This is a genomic window from Aequoribacter sp. (assembly GCF_965659035.1).
In the GTDB taxonomy this organism is placed as follows: Bacteria; Pseudomonadota; Gammaproteobacteria; order Pseudomonadales; family Halieaceae; genus Aequoribacter.
Genome location: NZ_CBFHWH010000056.1, coordinates 1 through 13,542 on the forward strand (window position 1 = coordinate 1; position 13,542 = coordinate 13,542).

Annotated in this window: 15 protein-coding genes; 4 read left to right on the plus strand and 11 right to left on the minus strand. The window is 52.5% G+C overall.

All coding sequences use genetic code 11. The annotated features are described in order from the left end of the window. Positions 1-18: 18 nt before the first annotated feature. From fliG to mutY, 9 genes are all read right to left on the minus strand, one after another. Positions 19-1,089, minus strand: coding sequence for a flagellar motor switch protein FliG (fliG, locus tag ACTF5Z_RS08615; protein WP_423849467.1), 1,071 nt, complete (start codon positions 1,087-1,089; stop codon positions 19-21). Between the two features lie 13 nt (positions 1,090-1,102). Next, positions 1,103-2,875: a flagellar basal-body MS-ring/collar protein FliF gene (gene fliF / locus ACTF5Z_RS08620; RefSeq protein WP_438985286.1), complete on the minus strand. Its 1,773-nt coding sequence runs from the start codon at positions 2,873-2,875 to the stop codon at positions 1,103-1,105. An 18-nt stretch (positions 2,876-2,893) separates the two neighbouring features. Further along, entirely contained in the window at positions 2,894-3,214 is a 321-nt protein-coding gene (gene fliE / locus ACTF5Z_RS08625; RefSeq protein WP_423849465.1) for a flagellar hook-basal body complex protein FliE, read from the minus strand. 9 nt (positions 3,215-3,223) lie between these two features. Beyond that, entirely contained in the window at positions 3,224-4,588 is a 1,365-nt protein-coding gene (locus ACTF5Z_RS08630; RefSeq protein WP_423849464.1) for a sigma-54 interaction domain-containing protein, read from the minus strand. A 172-nt stretch (positions 4,589-4,760) separates the two neighbouring features. Further along, positions 4,761-5,867, minus strand: coding sequence for a sigma-54 interaction domain-containing protein (locus tag ACTF5Z_RS08635; protein WP_423849463.1), 1,107 nt, complete (start codon positions 5,865-5,867; stop codon positions 4,761-4,763). A gap of 96 nt (positions 5,868-5,963) precedes the next feature. Beyond that, positions 5,964-6,377, minus strand: coding sequence for a flagellar export chaperone FliS (gene fliS, locus ACTF5Z_RS08640; RefSeq protein WP_423849462.1), 414 nt, complete (start codon positions 6,375-6,377; stop codon positions 5,964-5,966). Positions 6,378-6,453: 76 nt separating this feature from the next. Then, entirely contained in the window at positions 6,454-7,176 is a 723-nt protein-coding gene (locus ACTF5Z_RS08645) for a tetratricopeptide repeat protein (RefSeq protein ID WP_423849461.1), read from the minus strand. After that, the gene (locus ACTF5Z_RS08650) at positions 7,139-7,411 is read right to left on the minus strand and encodes an oxidative damage protection protein (protein WP_423849460.1); all 273 of its coding nucleotides are present in this window, start codon (positions 7,409-7,411) and stop codon (positions 7,139-7,141) included. Before ACTF5Z_RS08650 ends, ACTF5Z_RS08645 begins: the two co-directional genes overlap by 38 nt. Continuing rightward, positions 7,408-8,457, minus strand: coding sequence for an A/G-specific adenine glycosylase (gene mutY, locus ACTF5Z_RS08655; protein WP_438985287.1), 1,050 nt, complete (start codon positions 8,455-8,457; stop codon positions 7,408-7,410). The genes ACTF5Z_RS08650 and mutY overlap by 4 nt, the downstream gene beginning before the upstream one ends. 94 nt (positions 8,458-8,551) lie before the next feature. Here mutY and hisB point away from each other — a divergent pair, with 94 nt between their 5' ends. From hisB to hisF, 4 genes are read left to right on the plus strand one after another with little or no spacing between them, the layout of a single operon-like run. Then, complete coding sequence (gene hisB, locus ACTF5Z_RS08660) at positions 8,552-9,145, plus strand: imidazoleglycerol-phosphate dehydratase HisB (RefSeq protein WP_423849458.1); 594 nt, start codon at positions 8,552-8,554, stop codon at positions 9,143-9,145. A gap of 5 nt (positions 9,146-9,150) precedes the next feature. Next, the gene (gene hisH / locus ACTF5Z_RS08665; RefSeq protein ID WP_423849457.1) at positions 9,151-9,798 is read left to right on the plus strand and encodes an imidazole glycerol phosphate synthase subunit HisH; all 648 of its coding nucleotides are present in this window, start codon (positions 9,151-9,153) and stop codon (positions 9,796-9,798) included. Beyond that, positions 9,792-10,529 carry a 1-(5-phosphoribosyl)-5-[(5-phosphoribosylamino)methylideneamino]imidazole-4-carboxamide isomerase gene (gene hisA, locus ACTF5Z_RS08670; RefSeq protein WP_438985288.1) on the plus strand — a complete coding sequence of 246 codons (738 nt, stop codon included), beginning with the start codon at positions 9,792-9,794 and terminating at the stop codon, positions 10,527-10,529. The genes hisH and hisA overlap by 7 nt, the downstream gene beginning before the upstream one ends. Further along, complete coding sequence (gene hisF / locus ACTF5Z_RS08675) at positions 10,529-11,302, plus strand: imidazole glycerol phosphate synthase subunit HisF (protein ID WP_423849455.1); 774 nt, start codon at positions 10,529-10,531, stop codon at positions 11,300-11,302. The genes hisA and hisF overlap by 1 nt, the downstream gene beginning before the upstream one ends. Before the next feature lie 6 nt (positions 11,303-11,308). Here hisF and ACTF5Z_RS08680 read toward each other — a convergent pair whose 3' ends face one another. Further along, positions 11,309-12,679 (minus strand): S41 family peptidase, encoded by a 1,371-nt coding sequence (locus ACTF5Z_RS08680; RefSeq protein ID WP_438985289.1) that lies wholly within the window; start codon positions 12,677-12,679, stop codon positions 11,309-11,311. Between the two features lie 14 nt (positions 12,680-12,693). Then, positions 12,694-13,542, minus strand: an 849-nt coding sequence (locus tag ACTF5Z_RS08685; protein WP_438985290.1) for a murein hydrolase activator EnvC family protein, incomplete at its 5' end; no start/stop codon positions are given.

The following is a 13,542-nucleotide window of genomic DNA, read 5'->3' on the forward strand; positions in this document are numbered from 1 at the left end:
TTGCGTTGGAAGGTGCCCTTAAACAAAGTCATCGCCTACGCCCACTAACATGATTTCGCCAGAGTCAGACAGTTTGCGGGCTATCCGCATGATACTGCGCTGAGCTTCTTCGACGTCACTTAAGCGCATGGGGCCTTTGGCTTCCATGTCGTCGACGAAGATGGCGCGGGCGCGCTGCGACATGTTGTTCAAGAATTTATCTTTGACATCGTCGTCAGCACCACGCAAGGCTACCATCAACATATCCTGATCGATGTTGCGTAAAACTACCTCGACCGAACGGTTGTCCAGAGCCGACAGCTTGTCAAAGGTGAGCATGCTGTCAGAAATTTGAGTTGCCATGCCTTCATCACGGTAGGATAAGCCCTCCATGATTTTGGACTCTAAATCCACTTTCACAAAGTTTAAAATGTTGGCTGCGGTTTTAATGCCATCAACGCTAGAACTTGCCGGCGTAATGCCGCCTTTGAGTTGTTGCGCCATAATGCCTTCCAACTCTTCCATAGCCGAGGGCTGCACCGCTTCAAGGCTGGCCACCCGCTGAATAATGTCGACCCGGTTGTCCTCGGGCAACAGGCTTAGCACCTCGGCTGCGACATCGTGATCAAGTACCGACAGAATAATGGCAATCACTTGGGGGTGCTCGGCCTCGATCATTTCGGCAATCGACTTGGCGTCCATCCACTTCAAGATTTCGAGCCCTTTATTGCTGGAGCCGGGAATGATTCGCCCCAGTATCGTTGACGCCTTGTCGGGCCCCAGCGCTCGTTTGAACACATTTTGCACGTAGTCGGTAGTGCCAACGCCGATGTTGGTGCGCTGCTTAATAGCGCCGATGAACTCGTCGAGCACGGCGTTAACCGTGTCTTGCGATAGGTCCGCCACCTTTACCATAGCGCTTCCCAAAGACTGCACCTCTTTGGGTGACAAAAAGGGAATGACATCGGCGGCTTGTTGCTCACCTAGCAAGAGCATGATGACGGCTGCGCGCTCTGCGCCCGACATTTTCTCGTGCGGTGCCCTGGGCTTCGCGGCAACGGCTGCTTCAGTGACTTCGTCAGTGGTCTCTTTTTCTTTTGCTTTGGCCATTTTGGTTCACCACTTAAGCGGGTTTGATCATGGATTTTAGTACGTTAGCAACGCGACCCGAGTCTTCTGAGACCAGCAGTTTTACCAGCGCGACTTTTTCATCGTAAGTATTGGCGGTATTAATTAACTGCTCGGCTAACTGCGCACGTTGGCTTGCTCCGCTTTGCGACTGGTCGTTTGCTAAAGCGTGTAACTGTTCATTCGAGAGTGAGGCTTGTTGAGCCGGTGAACTCCCCTTGCCGCCAGTATTAAACGAGTTGATAGCCGGACGTACGACGAAGAGCAGCAGAGCAATAAACGCAAGCCCAGCGACGGCTGTCTGACCAATGCTCACTAAATCGCCGTTTTCCATCCAGGAGCTTTCGATCTCGGGGATCGTAATCTCTTCGAAAGGCGCCGCGATCACTTTAACCTGGTCACCGCGGGTGCTGTCGAAAGAAACGATGCCTTCAACTAGGCTGGTTAAGCGCGCAATTTCGGCGTCTATTTGCGCAGTCGTTGCCGCTTGACCGCTACCTGCCGCGAGTCGCTCGGACAAGGCCTTTTCGTTTAAGACGATAGCCACCGAAACTTTCTCGACCCCACCCATGGCCTGCTTGATGTGCTGGACCGTGCGGTCTAACTCATAGTTACGAGTGGTATGCGAGGTCTTGGGTTCGGGTGCTGCAGTTTGGCTGGCACCTGCTGTCGACGTGCCGCCGGTCGCAGTGCCTGCAGGAGGGGATACAATATTGCTGGCAGCGCCGGGTACGCCGCCTGCTGGAGCTGCAGCATTTTGGTTGTCGATTGAAATGACTTCCGAGCGAGTAGCGCCACCGCGACCCTGATCATCGTATTGCTCCAAGGTAGATTCAGTTTGCGTGAAGTCTAAGTCTACCGAGACGACCGCTTGAATGTTTCCGGCACCAATAATCGGTGTCAGGAGATTGTCAATTCGCGCGCGGAAGATTTCTTCTACCCGCTGTTGATAAGCCAGTTGACCCGCTGTGACTCCCAGTGCGGTGTCGGCGTCGCTGCTGTCGGTGAGCAAGCTGCCCATCTGATCGATAACGGCAACATCGTTAGCCGCGAGATAGGGCACGCTTGATGACACCAAATGCACGATCGCCTGCACTTGTGCATCAGACAGTCGTCGACCCGGCTGCGGCGTCACTACCACTGACGCTTTGGCGGGGGTGCGATCACGCACGAAGACTGATTGTTTGGGTGCTGCGATGTGCACTCGAGCCGCTTGAACGCTGTTGATCTGGGTGATCGAGCGAGCGAGTTCCTGCTCGATGGCGTTCATGTATTTGACCTGCTCCATAAACTGACTGGTCGTCATGGTGCTTTCTTGCGATAAATTCGCAAAGCCACCTTGGCTAGTCGATGCGGGTAGTCCTTGCGCAGCTAACAGCAACCGCGCCTCATGGTATTGGTCGGCGGGCACATTTAACTCACCCGAGCCTGAGTCAATGACTGGATCGAAATTTGCTTGTTTCAGGGCCTCGAACGAAGCGTGACGGTCTGTCTCGCTCATACCTGGGTATAAGGTGCGCAAGTTCTGCCCCTGAATCCAAGAAAACAACAAGGCAAAGACAAATATCGAGGCAATCACAATAATCGCAGGGATGCTGCGCTTAACTGCGGGTTGATTCAGCAGACTCAAGGTTGCGGCTGGTGTCGCGGCATTGTTAGCCAGCGCGGTACGCGGGTTGGCTGCCGCCAAGGCCCCTGTTTGTCCTGTGTTCGGTGCTGCCGCAGAGGTCGCGGGCAGATTACCTGTTGCTGTTGCCGTAGCTTCCATAATGATTTCCTAGTGCGGTTATACCGGCATGTTCATGATGTCTTCGTAAGCCTTCATCACCTTGTTGCGAATCTGCAAGGTGGCTTCAAAAGCGAGCGAGGACTTTTGCATACTAATAACGACGTCCGTTAAGGGGACATCCTGACCCGCGTCATAGGCGTTGCGTTGTGTTGCCGCTGTTTGCTGCAAGGTGTTCACCTCTTTAATGCCATTAGCTACAGCGTCAGCAAAATTGACGCCCTGTGTTGCTGAGGTATTACCGACTTGCTGAGTCTGATTTGAAAACTGACGAATCTGCTGCAGCAGAGCTTCGGCGTTCATTCCAGTTGGATTGATCATAATGGCTCCTTACGCGTTTGCGGCCAGGCGAGGCTCTGTCTCGCGCAGTTTTTGTAGCTTGTGCCGCAAAGTGCGGGGGCTTATACCCAGCTGCTTGGCCGCCTCTTCTCGAGTTGATGCTTTTTGAATGGTGTCCATAATGGCCGCATATTCAGATTGTTTGACCAGATCGCTCAGGCCGCTGGTCGCTGCTGGCGCAGCGCTCTGAGGGGCTGCGTCAAATAAAGAGGCCGATGAGCTCAGTTCGTCGAACTCGATATCATCGGCGGTAATGCTGTCACTATCGGAAAGTATTTGCGCACGCATAATGACGTTTTCTAGCTCGCGAATATTCCCCGGCCACGCGTGGGTCTTCAGCTTTGTTTTGGCGCAGGATTCCAGGCGCTGAGCCGAGCTCTGAAACTCTGTCGTGGCTAGGAAATGTTCCGCTAGCGCTAAGATGTCTTCGGGGCGCTCAGCAAGCGAGGGAATACGAATTTGAAAGGCGCTAAGGCGATAGTACAAATCCTCGCGAAATAAGCCTTGGGCGATACGTTCTTTCAAGGCTTGGTTGGTGGCCGCTACGACCCGAATGTCTAGGCGAATTTCGGTATCTCCCCCTAAGCGGGTAATGCGTTTTTCTTGCAAGGCGCGCAGTAGCTTGGCCTGCAAATGGAAGGGCAACTCTGCGATCTCGTCTAGAAATAAGGTGCCACCGTGGGCCTGCTCAAAATAGCCTGCCTGCTCGCGAGCCGCACCAGTAAACGCGCCCTTTTCGTGACCAAACAGCATGTCTTCGATTAAATGCTCAGGTAAAGCCGCGCAATTGACCGCAATAAAGGGCCCTTGGCGGCGATTTGACGAAGCATGAATCACCCGTGCAATGACTTCCTTGCCACATCCTGTGGGGCCCGTGAGTAAGGCGGTAACTCCAGCTTTGCCTACCTTCTCGCTTAGGTTAAGTAGCTTTTTGCTCTTAGGGTCGCGAAAAATCACGGATTTTTGCGCGGGTTTCAAAAACTCAGCGACCTCGTCGTTGCGGTGGGTCTGTAAGGTTTGGATCCAAAAATCGGCCTGCAGCTCATCGCTATCGATAACATCGGTAGCGCCTAGCTTAAAGCCTTGGCTGGCGAGGTGCAGCCCGGTGGCAGGAATACGTAACAGGATCGGTTGCATAAGTCCGTTCGCAAAAATATCCTCGAGATATTCTTCTCGGGCCGTGATCGGCACGTTTACTACGACTAGACCATCGGGGTGCTGCCCCAGCCAACGCACCGTCGCGCTGCCGCTCCATTGGGGCAGACTGCAAAGGTCAATGCCTCGCTCGCTTAATGCACTGCGCAAGGCTAAGCTTTGTTGCTGGTTGGGATCAATCCATAATACCTGTTGTGTCATGCGTATCGCCGTTTATCACTGAACTTGCACTACGATAAGCAAATGCTATGCCAGATTTGAAAATCCATATTTATCAATTAGTTGCGAGATTTTTCTGGGCGGCTGTCGGGTTTTTGCCGGCGGCAAGTCTTTGCCAGTGGCAATTAGTGTCGAAAAGTCGGCAAGACTTTGCCTATGCAGATTGAGCGGAATGCGTCAGTTCGTATTTATTGATTTTTTCGATCAACGTTGTGCGGCGAATACTCAGTAATCTCGCCGTTTGCGAGACGTTATGGGCGGTGCGTTGTAGCGCTTCATGGATGATGTCGCGCTCGATTTGTGCAATATGATCTTTCAGTACAAGGCCTTCATCTGGCAGTGTAGGTATACCTTGGGCCATGCGAACAATGCCCTCGATGTTGGGCAGTCCGAAGTCCTCAAAATCGTGAGAGTCCTCTGGGTTTAATTCCGCCTCGGGGGGGGCAGGGAAGTCCTCGGCCAGAGTCATCATGGTGTCCAGCATCTTTGGTGGCAACATGGTTTCAGGAATGTTGCGTAAATCCACCTCTTGACCGGCGTAGAGGGCGGTAAACCGGTGTGCCAAATTTTGAAGCTCGCGGATATTACCGGGCCACTCGTACTGTTGTAATACCGCCTGCGAAAAGCGCGACAAACGCACTGGGGCGTCGCCATTGCGCTTTTCCATTTCCGCGAAGCGTGCGAATAGCTCGGTAATGTCCTCTTTGCGCTCGGCTAAAGAGGGTAGAGCCAAAGGAATGACGTTGAGTCGATAGTACAAATCCTCACGAAATTCGCCCGCGGCAACAGCTTTTTCGAGATCTCTGTGGGTCGCTGCAATGACCCGAACATTCACATCAATTGATTGCTGGCTACCGATGGGGTCAACTTTTCGCTCTTGCAAAACTCGAAGTAATTTGACCTGCAAATCCATGGGCATATCGCCAATTTCATCGAGGAATAGGGTGCCGTTATGGGCCAATTCAAAGCGCCCCTTATGATCTCCGATCGCGCCCGAGAAGGATCCTTTACGGTGACCAAAGAGTTCGGACTCTAGTAATTCGCGCGGGATGGCGGCGCAATTTATGGGGATAAACCGATGCTTAGAACGCGGTGACAATTCATGCAGCGCTTTGGCAACCAGCTCTTTGCCCGCCCCTGATGGGCCGCGAACAAGCACCGTTGCGTCACTGGGAGCAACTTGTTCAATTAAGCATTTTACCGCTACGATAGCGGGGCTGTTGCCAATAATAGCGCTGAGCATGAATGTCCGTTGATGCATTAAGAGCGCCGCAGCGCTCTTTAACTTGTGTAACGATAGTAACGAACACTCAATGCGTAGGCAATTTTTTATAATGAATTAGTAGAATGCTAAAAACTAAGCGTTTGCCAGCTGCTGCTCGCGCAACACTTCTGGTACTTCGGTCCAAGCACTTTGAATTTCCATTAATAGGCTTTTGACCTCGGTGATGATGGCTTTATCGTTGTCGATGTTGGCCTTGAATAAGCGACGCATCGCGTAGGCGTAAAGGTCGGCAAGGTTGCGCGCAATTTCACCGCCTTTGTCGTGATCTAGCGATCCTTGCAGGCCCACCAGGATCCGACAAGCGCGGCTGATGCTATCGCACTTAGCGCGAATGTTGTTGTGTTCAAGTTGATGCTCGGCGGCCACTAAAGAGCTGATCAAGCCGTCAAACAGCAAGCTGATTAATTGGTGCTTGTCAGCAGATGCTACAGACGATTCCAAATCGACTTGTTTGTACATAGAGGCGGCGCGTTGTGCAGCAGACATAGTCACTCCTTGTTTTAGTAAATTAGCGTCTGAGCTATTAATCGACCTTAAATGACAAACCTTGAGCGTCTTTTCACTAATCCGTACAGGTGGCCAAATACTCCTGGCAAAGCCTCAGCAAACGCTCGGCCTCTGAAGCTTGCTGCAGTGACATGGCAACCCCTGTGTACTGAGTAATCTCTAGTGCGTCCTCTATACCGTTGGCGTAAGCCAAAGAGCCCCAGACATGCGCATAGATCAAATTGGGCTCGCCACCTTGCTTTGTTTGTAGCAAATGCGCAGCCATCAGTTGCGCGAAGGGGTGATCTTTTTGCGCAGCTTGTTTGAAGTAAGAGCGAGCAAGGCTTGCGTCTTTTTTGGTACCTTCACCTGTAAGCGCCATAACCCCAAGTTGATACAGTGACTCCGCCAAGCCGAGTTTCGCGGCCTCCTCAAAGTAGGCGGTGGCGCGAGCGTAGTCTATGTCTACCCCCTTGCCTTCGAAGTAAATTAGGCCGAGATTGTGTTTGGCGATGGTAAGACCGTGACCAGAGGCAGACTCAAATAGGCGAATGGCTTCTTCCGTGTTGCGTGGCACACCCAGCCCATCTTGATATAGGGTGGCGAGAGCATTTTCGGCCTCGGGGTAACCCTGAAGCGCCAGCTTGCGCCAGGCCCGAGCAGCCGTGCTGTAATGGCCTCGCTCGAAGGCAGCGTATCCAGGTGCCATCGGGTCGGCTTGTGCTGTTGTTATCGTCGATGCAAAAGCGACAAATAGAGCACTAATCAGAAGTTGGTATATAACCTTCCGCTTTATCATAGTCTTCACCTGCAAAAAATTTATCCATCTCCGTTTGAAGATATTTACGCGTTGCGGGGTCCATTAAATTCAGGTGCTTCTCGTTGATGAGTCGCGTCTGATGGTCTTGCCATTCTGCCCAAGCCTGCTTGGATATGGTCTCTAAAATCTGCTGACCTTTGGGGCCTGGAAATGGCGCCCGATCCAGGGCCTCTAACGTCTTTTTGTGTTTCTGACAAAATACTGTGTTGGTCATGATCGAGCTCGTGTTTGGAGTTGCTTTAATAAGTTGACGACGGGGGCGGCGAGTCCTTTTAACATCGCATCCTCTATTGAGAGCCATGCCCCAGAGCCCTCACGGATTTCCGCGGTTGATTTCGACATTGTAAAGACAATCGGTTCAATGTCTAAATGAAAGTGGCTAAAGGTGTGGCGAAAAACTGGTAGAGCCTCAGTTTTGTCAGTCTGCTCCGTCAGCGCATGATTCTCTTCTCTTAGTTCGGGGAAGCACCAAAGCCCACCCCAAATACCCTGTTCTGCGCGGCGTATTAGGTAGATCTCGTTTTGCGCGTTTTGAAAGATTGCGAATTTCGTTTTCCGAATGGGTTTCACGGTTTTTGGCTTCTTACCGGGATAGTTTTGCCAGGTGTTTTCCTTAAGTGCGATGCAGTCTGCCGAGACTGGACATATCAGACAAGAGGGCGAGCTTCGCGTACAAATGGTGGCGCCTAGATCCATCATCGCTTGGTTGTACGCTTTGCAATTGTCTGCCGGCGTGAATCTGTCCGCGATGTCCCAAAGTGCGCTGTGTATTTTTGTCTCGCCCGGCCAGCCTTGTACCGCTTGATGTCGGGCGAGCACCCGCTTTACGTTACCATCGAGTATCGTAGCCCGATGATTAAGCGCCAAGCTTAAAATGGCGCCCGCAGTCGAGCGGCCAATGCCGGGTAAAGATTCAAGTCCCTCTATCGTTGTGGGCAAAATGCCGCCGTGTTGCTGGCACACCTGCTGGGCCGCTTTATGTAAGTTGCGCGCGCGCGCGTAGTAACCAAGCCCAGTCCAATGCGCAAGCACATCATCTAAAGGAGCATAAGATAAGGATTCTACCGTGGGAAAGCTGGTCATAAACCGCTCGAAGTAGGGAATAACGGTTGCGACCTGCGTCTGCTGTAGCATGATTTCCGAGACCCAAACTTTGTAGGGCGTCACGTTTTGTTGCCAAGGCAAATGCTTGCGTCCATGGTCTTCAAACCAAGCAAGCACGCGGTCGGCGAAGTTTGGGTGATTCTGTGATTTGCTCAATCCCGTTTTGTCCTGTCGCTTTAGAGTGTATTAAGCGGATGGTTTCTCATATAATGCGCCCCTTTAAAGCTGTTTAGGCACAAGAGGGCATGACATGAGCCAACGTAGCGCTAGCGTAACGCGCAACACGCTGGAAACACAAATCACCGCGAGCGTGAATTTGGATGGCACCGGTGTGGCAAAGTTTGATACCGGTATTCCATTTTTGGAGCACATGCTGGATCAAATCGCACGTCATGGTTTAATCGACCTAGACATCAATGCCAAAGGTGACCTGCACATCGACGACCACCACACGGTAGAAGATATTGGCATTACTCTGGGGCAGGCGTTTGCCCAGGCGGTGGGCGACAAAAAAGGCATGACCCGCTATGGCCACGCCTATGTGCCCTTGGATGAAGCCTTGTCGCGAGTCGTTATCGATTTCAGTGGTCGCCCGGGTTTGGTATTTGCAGTGCCGTTTACGCGTGCTTCGGTTGGCGGTTTCGACGTGGATTTGTTCTCTGAGTTTTTCCATGGCTTTGTTAATCACGCTCAAGTGACCCTGCATATCGATAATTTGCGCGGTGAAAATACGCACCACCAAATCGAAACGGTGTTCAAAGCTTTTGGGCGTGCTCTGCGCATGGCTTTGTCGGCCGATGAGCGTATGGCTGGCGTGACTCCCTCGACCAAAGGGGTGTTGTAAGCTCAATGGCAACACAAAGAGTCGCCGTAATCGATTACGGCATGGGTAACTTGCATTCGGTTGAAAGCGCTCTGCAACACGCCGGTCCTTGCGACGTGGTGGTCACCGACGACCCCGCGATTGTTGCCGCTGCTGATCGGGTGGTATTCCCCGGAGTGGGCGCCATTGGCGATTGTATGGCCGAAATTAAACGCCTGGGTTTTGACCGCTTGATTAGCGAGGTTGTTACTTCGGGCAAGCCCTTGCTGGGGATCTGCGTGGGCATGCAGGCCATGATGGAGGGTTCTGAAGAATCCGGTGGCACCCAGTGCCTTGGTCTGTTTGAAGGTGTTGTACAGCGCTTTCCCGGCGGCGTGGATGAGCAGGGCCATACCTTAAAGATTCCGCACATGGGTTGGAACACTGTGCAGCAATCTATGCCTCACCCGTTGTGGCACGGTATTGAAGACAACACTCGCTTTTACTTTGTGCACTCGTACTGTGTGACACCCACAAGGTCCGAGGTTCAGGCGGGTGTGTGCGAGTACGGGTTGCCCTTCGCGGCGGCCATTGCCCGCGATAATATCTTTGCTACTCAGTTTCACCCAGAGAAAAGCCATGTTGCGGGTTTGCAACTACTTACAAACTTTTTAAATTGGAACGGATCATGCTGATTATCCCCGCCATCGACTTAAAAGACGGACAGTGCGTGCGTCTGCGCCAAGGTTTAATGGAGGACAGCACGGTTTTCTCGGATGACCCTGTTGCTATGGCTACACAGTGGGTAGAGGCTGGCACTCGGCGTCTACATTTAGTGGACTTAAACGGTGCCTTCGCTGGTGAGCCGGTCAATGGCGACGTGGTGCGAGCCATCGCTAAGGCTTACCCGCAATTACCCATACAGATTGGCGGTGGCATTCGATCTTTAGAAACCATCGAAGCTTACGTTAAAGCCGGTGTGTCTTACGTCATTATCGGTACCAAAGCCGTGCGCGAACCCGAATTCGTGGCTGAGGCTTGTAAGGCGTTTCCCGGCCGTGTGATCGTTGGTTTAGACGCCAAGAATGGCTTGGTCGCCACTGATGGCTGGGCCGAAGTATCGGATGTGCAAGCCACCGACTTGGCGAAGCAGTTTGACGCACTTGGCGTCTCGGCCATTGTGTACACCGATATTGCGCGCGACGGCATGATGCAGGGCGTCAATGTTGAAGCCACGGTGCAAATGGCTCAAGCCTCGTCCATTCCGGTGATTGCCTCGGGTGGCATTACTAACATGGAAGACATTAAAGCCTTGGCGGCGGTTTCTTCTAAGGGTATTTGTGGTGCGATTACGGGCCGAGCAATTTATGAAGGCACGCTAGATGTGCGAGAAGCACAAGCCTATTGCGACGAGGTCTGCGCTTAATGGGTCTAGCCAAACGCATCATCCCTTGTCTAGATGTCGATAACGGTCGCGTTGTTAAAGGTGTGAATTTTGTCGGTATTCGCGATGCCGGCGATCCTGTTGAGATCGCGCGTCGTTACAATCAGGCCGGTGCTGATGAAATTACTTTTCTCGATATTACCGCTAGCCACGAAAATCGTGACACCACCGTGCATACGGTGGAGCAAATCGCGCGCGAAGTATTCATCCCTCTAACCGTTGGTGGCGGGGTGCGTTCGGTTGACGATATTCGAGTTTTGTTAAACGCGGGCGCTGATAAGGTCAGCATCAATACCGCGGCAATTCACAACCCGGCCTTGGTACAAGAGGCGGCCGATCGCTTTGGCAGCCAGTGCATTGTCGTCGCGATTGACGCAAAAGCCGTGCATGAAGAAGGCGAGACACCGCGTTGGGAAATCTTTACTCACGGCGGTCGCAAGCCAACGGGCATTGATGCTGTTCGCTGGGCTGAGAAAATGGCTGAGTTAGGCGCCGGCGAGATCTTGTTAACCAGCATGGATCGCGATGGCACCAAAAATGGTTTCGATTTGGCGGTGACCCGCGCAATTGCAGACGCGGTTTCCATTCCTGTTATTGCATCGGGTGGCGTGGGTACCCTTGATCACCTGGCCCAAGGCGTGCTGCAGGGACATGCTGATGCAGTGCTAGCGGCGAGTATTTTCCATTTTGGTGAGTACACCATTGCCGAGGCGAAGGCGCATATGGCCGCGTGCGGCATAGAGATGCGCCTGTAGCCTTACTTACTGCTGCTCTTGTTCCCTTACGTTGGTTGTCGCGTCCGCACCGGCTGCTGGCGTACTGAGTCGCTGCTGCAAAATGCTTAAGCCCTTCAGTAGCGTAAAGGCCTCAAATAACTGATTGTCGTCTTCTAGCAGCTGTAAGCTTTCTTCGGCATTGAACGATGGTTCATTCTCTTCGGTTTTATCCTCGGCCTGAATGTTTTCTAAGTGTCCGCGCAGATCCGCTTCGCTAATGCGTCGACCGCTGGCAACCGCGGTGACTTTGGCGCGCTCGACGTTGATATCGGGGGTAATGCCCTCGGCCTGAATCGAGCGGCCTGAAGGCGTAAAATATAAAGCCGTGGTCAATTTAACCGCGATATCTTCCGATAGCGGCAAGACGGTTTGTACTGAACCTTTACCGAAACTTTGCGTGCCCATGATAACGGCACGTTTTTGGTCTTGCAGAGCTCCGGCGACAATTTCAGAAGCGCTGGCCGAGCCGCGATTAATTAACACAACGATGGGAGCGCCATTGAGACGGTCGCCTTCTGTCGCCTCGTACTCCGCGGCCGCATCATCAATGCGACCTTCGGTGTAAACGACTAGGCCGCCATCTAGGAAATGGTCGGCAACCCCCACACTGGCTTGGAGTACACCGCCGGGGTTGTTCCGTAGGTCGAGCACCAATCCACTCAACTCTCCTGACTCCAGCAAGTTATCTAGGCTTTTAGCGACATCTTCGTGTGTTTTTCGTTGGAATTGCGAAATTCGCAGATAGCCAATGCCGGGTGCTAGCAGTCGTTCACGCGTGCTTTTTACCGGGATATTGGCTCGCTCTAAATCGACGTCAAAGGGCTGACTCTCGCCGCTGCGTCCAATTTCTAGAGTGATTGGTGTGCCTGCCTCGCCTCGCATGCGATCAATGGCCTCGCTCAGAGTTTTGTTTTCCATGGACTCGCCATCGATACTGAGAATGACGTCGCCGCTTTGCAAGCCCGCTTTGGCGGCGGGGGTGTCATCAATAGGAGAAATGATGGTAATAAAACCGTTCTCTTTGCCGACTTCTATGCCGATACCGCCGAACTCTCCCGAGGTGGAATCTTGCAGTTCGCTGAAGGCTTCTTTGTTGAGGTAAACCGAGTGAGGGTCCAGATTCGACATCATACCGCGAATGGCGTAGTCCATGAGTTCACTTTGCGGGATTTCTTTGACATAACCCTGGCGGATTTGATTAAAGACATCCGCAAAGCGTTTTAATGCCTCAAGTGGAAGCTCTTGTTTGATTTCCGCTTGAGGTTCGGGATTGGCCGGCTCTTCGGAAAAGCTTACAGCGCTGATGCCACACAGCAAAAGGCTTGAGGCGATTATACGAAGGCGTTTGGTTGGCATAATGTGTCCTTATTTCAGCGGCACCAGTGCGCTGGGTTTTGCGGTTCACCTTGATGGCGTATTTCGAAGTATAGGCCGGGCTCTTCCTGGCCGCCAGTGTTACCCGCCAAGGCAATGACGGTGCCGGGATCTACCCACTGACCTTCCTCGACCGAAATACTGTTATTGTGTGCGTAGAGGCTCATGTAATTCTCGCCGTGGTCAATAATCACGAGCAGGCCGTAGCCGCGCAGCCAATCGGCGAAAACGACTCTTCCGTGATAAATGGGCCTTATTGGATCATCGGCAATATTGCTAAATCGCATGCCTTGCCAGCGCACATTGGTGTTCCGTTTGCTGTTAAACCGGGTACTTACCTTGGCCTCTGTGGGCCATGATAATTTGCCTTTTTGATCGGCGAAGGGCGCGATTTGTATTGTTTCATTGGTCAGTGCCAAGGTGTCCAATTCGTCGATTAGATTTTGCAGCCTGGCTTGGTCTTGCTCGAGCTGCTGTTTTTGCACTTGTAGTGACTGCGTCATTTGCTTCAGCGCGGCGACTTTTCGTGTGCGCTCTTGCTGTTGCCGGCTCAAGTTTTGCTCTTCGCTCTCCAGGGCTGTCAGTGTGCGTTCGCGCTCTTTGCGATTTTGCGCCAACTCTTGCTGTGTTTGGTCGAGTTTCGTAAGCAGAGACATCAGTGCGTCAATTTGAATGTTTTGCTGTTTAAGTATGCGGGCATGAAACGTTAAGTTGCGGGCCAAATTGGCGGGATCGTCTTGCGACAACAGTAGCTTCAGAGTGTCGCTGTCCCGATTGGCAAACAGCGCTCTGAGCAGCGTTTTGATGCGTTGCGCTTCGGATGCGAGTTCATTGCGTGCAACTTG